This is a genomic window from Bacteroides gallinarum DSM 18171 = JCM 13658, from assembly GCF_000374365.1.
Taxonomy (GTDB): domain Bacteria; phylum Bacteroidota; class Bacteroidia; order Bacteroidales; family Bacteroidaceae; genus Bacteroides; species Bacteroides gallinarum.
Window position 1 is genome coordinate 121,510 of record NZ_KB894115.1, and the last position, 10,337, is coordinate 131,846.

13 protein-coding genes are annotated in these 10,337 nt (G+C 45.2%); all 13 read left to right on the forward strand.

Annotated elements, in window-relative coordinates; all coding sequences use genetic code 11:
* Window positions 1-6: 6 nt before the first annotated feature.
* The 13 genes from C233_RS0100520 to C233_RS0100580 all read left to right on the forward strand — a co-directional run bounded on the left by C233_RS0100520 (window position 7) and on the right by C233_RS0100580 (window position 10,101).
* Window positions 7-465 carry a hypothetical protein gene (locus tag C233_RS0100520; protein WP_009316593.1) on the forward strand — a complete coding sequence of 153 codons (459 nt, stop codon included), beginning with the start codon at window positions 7-9 and terminating at the stop codon, window positions 463-465.
* Between the two features lie 11 nt (window positions 466-476).
* Window positions 477-743 (forward strand): immunity 17 family protein, encoded by a 267-nt coding sequence (locus C233_RS0100525; protein ID WP_004328542.1) that lies wholly within the window; start codon window positions 477-479, stop codon window positions 741-743.
* Between the two features lie 50 nt (window positions 744-793).
* Complete coding sequence (locus tag C233_RS0100530) at window positions 794-1,714, forward strand: hypothetical protein (RefSeq protein ID WP_004328541.1); 921 nt, start codon at window positions 794-796, stop codon at window positions 1,712-1,714.
* Between the two features lie 145 nt (window positions 1,715-1,859).
* On the forward strand, window positions 1,860-2,615 hold the full coding sequence (locus C233_RS0100535) for a DUF4261 domain-containing protein (RefSeq protein WP_009316592.1): 756 nt from the start codon (window positions 1,860-1,862) through the stop codon (window positions 2,613-2,615).
* On the forward strand, window positions 2,612-3,436 hold the full coding sequence (locus C233_RS0100540) for a toxin-antitoxin system YwqK family antitoxin (RefSeq protein WP_009316591.1): 825 nt from the start codon (window positions 2,612-2,614) through the stop codon (window positions 3,434-3,436). The genes C233_RS0100535 and C233_RS0100540 overlap by 4 nt, the downstream gene beginning before the upstream one ends.
* 12 nt (window positions 3,437-3,448) lie before the next feature.
* Window positions 3,449-4,567, forward strand: coding sequence for a tyrosine-type recombinase/integrase (locus tag C233_RS0100545; RefSeq protein WP_009316590.1), 1,119 nt, complete (start codon window positions 3,449-3,451; stop codon window positions 4,565-4,567).
* A gap of 61 nt (window positions 4,568-4,628) precedes the next feature.
* Window positions 4,629-5,093: an Imm21 family immunity protein gene (locus C233_RS0100550; RefSeq protein WP_018665639.1), complete on the forward strand. Its 465-nt coding sequence runs from the start codon at window positions 4,629-4,631 to the stop codon at window positions 5,091-5,093.
* Window positions 5,094-5,165: 72 nt separating this feature from the next.
* Window positions 5,166-6,176, forward strand: a complete 1,011-nt coding sequence (locus tag C233_RS0100555) for a hypothetical protein (RefSeq protein WP_009316587.1) — start codon at window positions 5,166-5,168, stop codon at window positions 6,174-6,176.
* A 144-nt stretch (window positions 6,177-6,320) separates the two neighbouring features.
* Entirely contained in the window at window positions 6,321-6,869 is a 549-nt protein-coding gene (locus tag C233_RS0100560) for a hypothetical protein (RefSeq protein ID WP_009316586.1), read from the forward strand.
* 70 nt (window positions 6,870-6,939) lie between these two features.
* On the forward strand, window positions 6,940-7,530 hold the full coding sequence (locus C233_RS0100565; RefSeq protein WP_009316585.1) for a DUF4948 family protein: 591 nt from the start codon (window positions 6,940-6,942) through the stop codon (window positions 7,528-7,530).
* A 574-nt stretch (window positions 7,531-8,104) separates the two neighbouring features.
* Window positions 8,105-8,548, forward strand: coding sequence for a hypothetical protein (locus C233_RS0100570; protein ID WP_018665640.1), 444 nt, complete (start codon window positions 8,105-8,107; stop codon window positions 8,546-8,548).
* A complete protein-coding gene (locus C233_RS0100575; protein WP_018665641.1) occupies window positions 8,545-9,372 on the forward strand; it encodes a hypothetical protein in 828 nt (275 codons plus the stop codon). Before C233_RS0100570 ends, C233_RS0100575 begins: the two co-directional genes overlap by 4 nt.
* A 147-nt stretch (window positions 9,373-9,519) precedes the next feature.
* A complete protein-coding gene (locus tag C233_RS0100580) occupies window positions 9,520-10,101 on the forward strand; it encodes a DUF2625 family protein (protein ID WP_244149047.1) in 582 nt (193 codons plus the stop codon).
* The last annotated feature ends 236 nt before the right edge of the window (window positions 10,102-10,337 follow it).

The following is a 10,337-nucleotide window of genomic DNA, read 5'->3' on the forward strand; positions in this document are numbered from 1 at the left end:
CCGAATATGGCTACATTCAATTATTCTTCCAAATCGTCCATCAAGGACAATCTGACTGAAATCCTTGTCGGTGCCGGACTGATAATAGTACCGGTAGTTTATCCTTTCGGTATAAAAGTCGGTACACTTCGCATCCTCGGACCGTTACCAACAGCCATCATCCTTGCCCTTGTCGGACTGTACATGCTGTTCAGAGCCTGGCGGAAGATACATAAGGCCCGCAAGTTGGCTGCCAAAAGCTGTATCATCACGGTTGACGGCGATAAGGTGACATACCCGGTCATCGTGAAAGGAAATGTTGAGATGCGTTCTTTTACATTGTCGGAAATATCCAGTTCAAACTACAATTACGACAATGGTATTCTGACAATCACCCTCGCCAACGGCTCAACGGCCAAATTTGACGTTGATTTCTTTGACGGACTGCCACAGCTTAAAGAATTTGCGGCGCTCTTGAAAAAATAAACCGGTGAGATATGGAATGGTTGGATAAAATAAAGGATTTTCCGAATCTGATACAGCAGGAACCCCGCTACGGCTATCTGGTCGTGGCGGGCCTGCTTCTGATATGGCTTGTCGGTGTCATCTGTGGCTGGAAGTGGACGTATTCCCGTCCGGGTAGTACAGGAGGTAACTTCTGGATGAATCTGCTCGGTCCGAAAACTTTCCGGTTCTGGCTGGGAGTGATTCTTGCCGTCGGGATAGGACTGTCTCTGTACCTGTTCTCTATTTCCGGCAAATAGCTGAGTGCTCTTTCCCGGATGCCACCTGTAAACTTAAAAAGTGATTGAGTATGAAAACAATTCCAATTATAACCTTCTTCCTGTGCACGGTGATGTATGCCCATGCACAGCTTAACATCGTTCCCAAGAACGATGGACTGAAAGAGTACACGGTGACAAATGCCCACCCCTATGACAGCCTGACGAACGTGGAGAAGCGGAGTTTCACTTCCCTTCCGGGACAGACCCTGTACATGCATGGGGTAAAAAATGACAGGAACGGCTACTGGGATGCTTTCTACACGGTCAATTTCCTTACCGGGGATGACCGAACGGTGTACAAGGCGGTCAACATCAGTACCACCCCTTCTAAAGAGGTAGTGGGGAAATATTACGAGGTAGTGAAGGTCTGGACAAAGACAGACTACCTGTCGGCTGGATGCTGCCTGCTGCTCCGTGAAAAAGAAAGCGGTGATGAGATGTATTACAACCCATTCAGGTATCCGCTGAGCATGACCTGTATAGGGTATTATGAGAAACTGAAACGCTTTGTCGGACAGACATTCCTGTCACTTGCCAAGGCCGTCGAGACCGAGGACGGTCAGGTAATCACCCCGGCTGAAGGTGCGGAGTACCGTTGTGTGGACATCGGCCTGAAGATGAACAGTGACGGGGCGTTTCTGCTGATGGAAGGTGCTGACGGTGTCCGTGTGGAAGCATTTCCTATAGGCGGTGACGAGGTGTACGAGTTTGTAAGCACGGCACGTATCGGCCAGCTGGAAAAACGGTACGGCGAGAAATACGGGAAGCTGATTGCCTTCCGCAAGGTCGATACCGGCATGACGAGGGAAATGGTCATCGCCGCGTGGGGCGAACCATACCACAAATCGGAAGTCAAGAAGGAAGGCAGGACTCTGGAGACATTGCGCTTTTCCGACAACCGCTATGTTGAACTGCTTGACGGGGAAGTACAGTATGTGCGCATCTATTGAACGGAGCGCAACCTTTATCTGTAAAGTCACAGGCAGGGCCTGCATTTATCGTATATTAACAGATGAAAGTACCAAGGAATCAGGGTAAAATACCTATCTTGCGCAAGAATCTTCAATAATTGACGACTCAAAAAGAAAGAACTATATGGAAAAGGATAATATCAAAGGATGCTTTGTCTCGTCCGTGTTGCTTTCACAAAATCAATGGGACAAGAAACAGTTCATCCATGACTTCGAGGAAGACTGGGGAATCGTCCTTACCGATGACGACGACAACGGGGACGTACTTGTCGGAATGTTCAGCGGCATGACATTGGCAATAGCCATCATGCCCGGTCCCGTACCCAACGGAGAAGCGGAACACTATGCACAGGGCAACTACCTGTGGAAAGATGCAACAGAAGTGGCACGACAACACGAGGCTCATATCCTCGTATCCGTGACCGGAGACCAATCCAACCTGCTGGAGAGAGCCAAACTGTTCACCAGAGCCACGTCTTCCTGCCTGAAACAGTCCTACGCTACAGCGGTATATACCGACGGTATGGTGTTCCAACCCGAATTTTACAGGGATATGGCCGCACTCCTGCAAGAAGATGAACTGCCCGTCATGGACTGGGTATGGTTCGGCATCTACCGCACACAGAAAGGAATCCCCGGCATCTATACCTACGGACTGAGAAAATTCGGGAAAGAGGAAATCGAAGTGTATGCCCCTGCCGATCTGAGTGACATCCGTGATTTCCTAATGGACATCGTGCATTATATCCTGTCGGATGATGTCACCTTGCAGGACGGGGAAACCATAGGATGCTCCGAAGAACAGAAACTTGCCATCACGCTTAGCGAAGGCATCGCTTTGGACGGCATGACATTGAAACTTGAATATCCGGACGAATGAGAAAGGTAAAGGGAAACATAAGAAAAATGCTTGCGGCCATCGTTCTCACGCTGCTGTGTTGTTCTGCCTTCGCACAGCGGATCGTGGAATCCGGTGACTTGCGAACCACCACGGACGAACAGCATGGAACAGTCGTCCATTATCTGAAGGGCGGAAAACGTCCGCTATCGGGCAAATTCCGTATCTTGCGGGGGCAGGATGAGGAAATAGTGCATTTTTCCAAAGGGGTTATGCAGGGCGAGTACAGGCGTTTCCGCAACGGCAGCCTGCGGGAAAAGGGCAAGTATACCGACGGCAGACGGCATGGTCTGTTCGTTTCCTATCATCAGGACGGAAAGACACCGCAACGGGAAGCACCCATGCAGTACGGGAAGATAGACGGTACGGTAAGGACATGGTTCAGCGACGGGAAGCCGGACATGGTTCAGGAATATAGGCAGGGCAAGCGGAACGGCAAGGAACAACGCTTTGACCCGAAAAGCGGCAAGCAGATCTACGAGGCAAACTATACCGACGACCGGAAAGAGGGAAAACAATGGAAAATCAGCGAGGATACCACCGAGAGATGGGTCAGCAAAACCGTCAGCCACTATAAGAACGGCGAACTGGACGGCCCCTACGAATACACGGCCCACCTACATGGCAAGCTGTACGCCTACAAATCCGGCTCGTACAAGAACGGCTACAAGCACGGTTCGTGGAAAGAAATCGACCGGGACGATATCGCAGTCCAAGGCGAATACACCGAGGGACGCGAGACGGGACACTGGATACGATATGATATCATAAGCGGAGAAATCCTGAACGAGTGGGACCGGTAAAATTTAAAAAACATGGAAATATATACTCCAAAACCCAAAATCAAACTTTCTCCTGTGGTAAGAAACGGGAGAGAATTTGTCGAAGTGACTTTCGGTAATGACAATGACATCCGCTTGTCGCTGTCGAAGGAAGAAAACGTACTGCTTGTCGGTGGCAGAGCTTATCTGCCGGCAGAGAATTTCGTGCTTGCCGAGTTCTTCGACCGCTATGTGAAAATGGCGTTTATAGACTATTCCGCCATCAAGGAAACCGCACCCCGTAAAGAGGAAGACAAACGGCCGCCACTGCCGGAAGGTTATCTGGAAAAACTCCAGCAAGTGCGTTACAGTGACCATACCGTAAGGGTATATACCTCCTATTTCCGCGATTTCCAACAATATTTCGAGGGGCGTAAGATTGAAACGGTTACTCCCGACGAGATAAACGACTACCTGCTGTATCTCATCCATGAGAAAAACATATCCTCCTGCCAGCAAAACCAGCGTATCAACGCCATCAAGTTCTATTACGAGAAAGTTCTCGGTCAGGAACGGCGGTGTTACAAGGTGAACCGTGCCAAACGGGAGAAGACGCTGCCCGACGTGTTGAGCAAGGAGGAAATAAAGAAAATACTCGACGTGACAGTGACAGACCTGCGTTTCTTCTGTATGTTCTCCATACTCTACTCCGCAGGGTTGCGCATCAGCGAACTGCTGGAACTGAAACCCGGCGACATCAACGAACCCCGCTCCCTGATACGGGTGCGTCAGGGAAAGGGCAAGAAGGACCGCTACACCCTGCTGTCAAAACCGTTGATGAAAAAGCTGACGGAATATAACAGACTATACAAACCGAAAGTGTGGCTCTTTGAACACAGACCGGGCGAACCTTTCACCGAGAGTATCGTGTCGAAACGGTTGAAGGCTGCGGCTCGGGAAGCGGGAATCACGAAACGGATTTATCCGCACCTGCTGCGCCATTCGTTCGCCACCCACTTGCTGGAGCAAGGAACCGACATCAAAATTGTGAAAGAGCTTATGGGACATAACAACATCAAGACAACGGAAAGGTATGTCCACATAGCCGACACTTTCAAAAGCAATATCAAAAGCCCGTTGGACGATCTGTTGATGGAGGAAGACGAGGTCTGATACTTAAAGAAAATAACAACCAAATCGGCTGATAGTATAACGTTAATCGCTGAGAAAAAATATGAATAATTGGATTGAAACATCAGGAAGCCCATTTGTCATTGTTGAGCAACAATATGCCCATCAATGGAAGGGTCAAGAAAACTACAATGCTATATGTAGCGTAACAGATTACTTGGGGAAAATCTATATAGACAATCATGTCTTATTGGTAATGGGAGATGAACCGATGGCTACACGCATAGTAAATAAAGATGGAGCAATTTTAATAATTCGTTGGAAGTATGCTCCCGATTATCTAACGGTGGAAAAACTTCTGGAGAATGATATAGTAACTGGGGCAGAACCGATAGAAGAAGTTGAAGTAAAATGGGATTCTACTGAATTAGTCCTATTTGATTCTTTGTCTCCCTATTGTGAAGCATCGGTTAAAGTGTTTTTATCACTACAAAAAACATCTTGTATAATAAAAACTTATCATTACCAAAAAGACGAAGTATCTTTAATAATACATTCAATCCAATAAAGACGATTAACATGCGGCTAAACCTCCCCAGAAAAGGTCGGTTAGCCACCAAACATTATCAGTAAAAAGAATATGAAACATTTGAAGAAGAATTGCATCTATTTTATTGTGATTTTTACTATCGCTGTGGCGTGTGGCTTTGCGGGACTTGTAATCAAGGAAGTGAACAAAGGTACATTTTATGATCTGCCTACAGAAGAAGCTCTTAGCTTTTGTGTGCAGCTAGGACTGACAGCATTTACATCTCTGATTCCATACAGTTTGAGCGTTGCAACCTTCCTGGTCTTTTGGGCTATGGATAGAGAAAAGTGGACCGGTTTTTTCCGGACATTGGCAATCGGTCTGATTCTTGTCCTTCCTTTGTCGGCAATGACTTATTATTATGACTGGTTTGTGCGTCCACAGATGATGGTCATATCCGTCGGAAAAATAGTTGATATGAACCACAGCTATCCCCGGTCACTGGCGGACAAGTACGGTATAAGCATAGAACAGATATTGAACAAAAAGCCGATGTCTATGTCTAAAACAAAGCTGATAGCCCAGATTGATTCTCTTGAAACATCTTTTCAGGCTGATATTGACACATGCGGTCTGCTGCTCTCAATACTTCCGGATACCTTAGCATCAAAAGCCTATGACAGCTACCGATTGAGAGAAATCGGAGTTGTGTATCAAGATGCCGTTCATCCTGTTGCCAACGAAGACAGTCTGAGGTTGGTAGCACATACAGAATTGTACCAGCACGCAATCGGTGCATGGGAAACTTCAAACGAACTGCGACGTCATAGACTGGAATATTTTGGCAGGACTCTCAATACCGGGTATATATACATCGCTTATATCTTGTTTGCCTTCTTAGGTTATCTGCTCCGCTTCAAACCGATAAAGAAAATATTGGCTGTCTTTGCAATACTGATTGTAGCCGCCTGGATTTATCATGAAATAAATTCTATTGTTCAGGAATATGCAAAGAAACTAAATACGGAATCCCATCAAATTGTGGACGACACCTATAAAGAGATAGATGCGATAAGGGAAAGCAAACAGAGAGAAATGAAGACAGACACACAATTAGAATAATTGTTTTAACTACAATAAACTAAGAACCATTAGATTAAATAATGAAAAAGATATAATACTGATAACAACGCAGGATAACGGTAAGCCATTCCCTGCTGAACATTCAAAGCTTGAAGGAAAAGATTGAACAAAAAAAATAATGCCATGAAAAAAATCAATATTGGAGATTGGGTTACACAATATAGAACGGGTTATTGGAAAGTGAAAGAGTTGCATCCGAAGTACTCACCATTCGATTGTGACAGGTTGCACAAAGGCGAACCAATTGGTGTTGAAGCTGTGCTACAGAAAGCTTTCAACAATACATTCAAATTTAACATGGAAATGTCCACATGTGATTTGTCGCTGTGCCAACATGTAACCAAAGCTGTTATGAGAAAGATTGAAAAGTATTTCAAGGAACATCCTGATGATGAAATAAAATTTGAGACATCACAACTCCCTGTCCCGCCAAACGTTACTGCCATCCACTTGAATATAGATGATGCCCAACGCGATCACATTTCATCGCTATTAAACATTGAGTTACCTAATCTAACATATCCAAAGGTAAAAGAAATCTTGTCCGATAACGGTTTGACAGAGGTTTTGTGCGGAGCAGAAAACACGTTGCTCTTTCTCTACGGATATTCATGGGAACAGAATGAAAATTTTGACATGATTTATTCCAAATACGATTTTAAGAGAAAGTAAAACTCAATGGCAAAATAGCGAAAGCAATTTCTTAATTTACTTATTAAAGTAGTTATAAGACTGGAAGAACATGAGAATGTATTACGTAATCGGGGTTCTTATTACACTATTTCTTGCAAGCTGCGGAGAACCGCCTATGCCGCCAAGCGATGAGGAAATGATACGCCACTTTGCCACGCACGAGGCGGCGTTCCGTAAGGTGTACGAAATCATGTCAGAGAGTTCAGAAGGTAGTTTTCACTACCCGCCACTTTCTCCTGACGGGATCATTATACTTGATTCAATAGAGCAAAGTGATACATCCTATGAATCAAATGACGAACAAGACATCCCGGTATATGGGCTGTTAAAGCCAGACCGAATCCTACTCGACTCCCTGTTATCAGAGATTGGATGCGGTTTTATCCTTGTTGATCGCAGGGAATGGGAAACGGCAGATTCGGTATATGTGAGCCTTTTTATGCCGTACTACTCCCACAGTATCGTAGATGCAGGAACGTCCAAGAGTTTCGTTTACGATCCCGGATTGAGAAGCCGTCGGAATATCCGTATCACCGAACATGGCGACCTAAACGAGATCTACCGCAGGACGTACAACGACACCACGCTTTACAAGCCCATCAAGGAAGGTTGGTACATCGAGTTAGACCATTTACGATAACCTGAAATGATGAACAAAACAATATGAAATCAAGATTGGTATTAAGGATATTGTGGGGACTATGCTGTCTGCTATTGCTGTGGATGGTTGTCAGTGATTCTATACAATTCTCAAAGCATCCGGAACTTTACCCGATAGGTTGTGAAGGATTAGGTTGGAGCTATGAATCTTCCGAAAACTATATCTTTACAAGCCGGGTGGCGATTGGTTGGAGTGCCATCGGCTTTGTCGCATCTGCCTGCTATCGTTTCAAGTATAGCGGAAAAATACTGTTGGTACATTTTGTACTGACACTACTTCGATGTTGTTGGAATTGTATAGTCATTTATGGATAGGGGTTTGCTTTATTGTCCCTAACTAACGATTAAACGCCGGGAAACTTTCGGGCGAGACAGCTCCACCGACCTTAGGGAGAACGTCCAAACAAGCATCCCCAAAAAATGCTTTTGAGCATACCATAGAAAAAAGGAAGACCGAATGTTCTGAAGTTTCTTCCTTATGATATATATTTGTAATTGAGCGAAATGAAAAGATTGCCATAAACAGCGATTGGCTGCCGAACATTATGTTTAGAATGAAGAAACAGGAATATAAAGAGCAAGAACGACATTATTATTTCTTCGACTATCTGTTTTGGTTGGGAGAAATAACATGGGAGCATTATCACAAGGTCAGTTTCAAACAACCCCGTGGGAGTGATATGCTGTGGGCCTGTATCACGTTTTTTATATTCATGCCGGTTCTGACCATAGGCGGTCATTTTCTGGATGACTTGGCATTCGAGGTGTTTGGAGCCGTTCTTCTAATCGTGTTCTCCGTTTCTGTCTTCATGACAGACCGTCTGTTCGGCAAAATATACCCGCCTTCCCGGCGGAAAGCGGTCATGCAGCATTATGCGGGACGCAAGTTCAGTCCCTTCCGGCGCAACCTGTTCTTTTTCCCTCTCTATTTGCTTCTTATTCCCGCAATGGTTTTATTAGGAACTGCTCTGAAATGGATAACTGAAATACTCAAATGACAAATAGAAGAAACATATTCAGCCGTTTTTTCCGCCTGTTGGTGATGCTGCATAAAATTTCCTACGCGCATTTCACGGAATGGAACAATAAAAGGAAGCGAAAGGCATTTGCTGCCGGAATATACTTCCTGAGCATCCTCCCGGAATTCGTCCTGTTGGCCGGCACATTTCTGGCGGCAAGGGGACAAGACGGGTATGTACATCTGGTAAACGTGCCACAAAAGGTTGTTTTCTACGGTCTGGCGAGTCTGGCGGTGCTGCTGTCAGCCATCCCTCTGGGATTTTTTGACGACAAGAAGATATGCAAGGAAGTCCGGCAGGAACTCCGTGAACGTCCCCGTTACTGGAAACGAGCAATAGCAGTCTATTGGGCAGTTATCGTGGCTATGGTGGTGGCGGCGAATATTGTGTTTCCCACTTTTTCGGACAAGACAATGCCGCCGGAGAATGAGCGGACTGAAGTACCGCAAAGGTGGAGGGATTACCTTTCACTACGTTTTGCCATAGTAGCCCGTCAGGAAACGCCCAATGAAGTCTTGCAGCGTCTGATCGACCAAGACGGGCGCACGATACGCTACGGGAAACCAGTCTATGCCATGCAAGTAAGAAAGGAGGACATGGCTGGAGAGTTCCGTGTAGGGTTGCTGAGCCATGCCACATTCGAGGAAATCAGAGACGGCAGACGAAAATTTGTAGAATGTACATGGGTTAAGGGATATACGCCTGACAGCATTAGGATATTGCTGACCGTTTGGTACGAAATGAAGAAAGTAGAGCTTTGTCCGGTGGACTCTTTGGAATGGACGGAGGATATGGAGTTTTAAGATTTACAGAAACATGAAAAAAGTAATAACGGCCTCCGGCAAATGCTATGGGTATAACGTTCAAGATAAATGTGCAATTTATTTTGAATGAGTATGATGAAAAGTAGAATTTTAAGCAGAAAAAAAATAAAGACTATGAACGATGAAATGTTTCAGAGAATACTTGATGAAATAAAAAGTTCGTCAAAAACGATAAATGTGCTGCCTCTGGATGAAGCAGCAAGGCAGGCAATGAAAGAGAAGTACCGGATCAAGAGCGGTAGCCTGATGGCTGCAATCCTTGAAAACACAGGTGGTATAGTCATTGACAACTGGATAAGGCTGTACGGTTCGGGAGAACTAAACTTTGTCACTAGAAACAGTCTGTTCCCGTTCAACGAGATAGTGATCGGCGAAGACATACTGGGAGGATTGTTCATCTGTCTTGACGACGGCAATATCGGCTATTTTGCCCCCGACTGTCTGGAGATGGAAGATATGGAGATAAAATTTGGACAATTCGTCTATTGGTGTCTGCATGGCGATACGGATAAGTTCTATACCGATTACAGATGGGACGGCTGGCAGAACGATGCTTCGAAACTGAAGAGCAGTGAGGGCGTAGCTTTTTATCCTTTCCTTTGGGCTGAGGCGGAAAGTCTGGAGAGCAGAGTCCGAAAAGTCGTTCCGATGGATGAAATCCTGAGACTTCAGTTTGCCTTTCTGGGCCAGAATGACAAGAATGAGTGAATTCATTGCTATCCTCTGACACAAAGCTGCAAATGCGCTTAAATTCCTCATGATTTTCATGGGAGGGGGATTTTTTGTGTTACGGAAGAACTTGTACCCCAATGTAGTGAACTGACAAAATGTTGCTAAACTATGATTAAAAGCATGGATTTCCATGTGGAAGGCGTATTGTATTACAATAGTGCCAAATTTCTGTTATTATTAACAAGGGACATTCAGTAAATAATATAAAATCA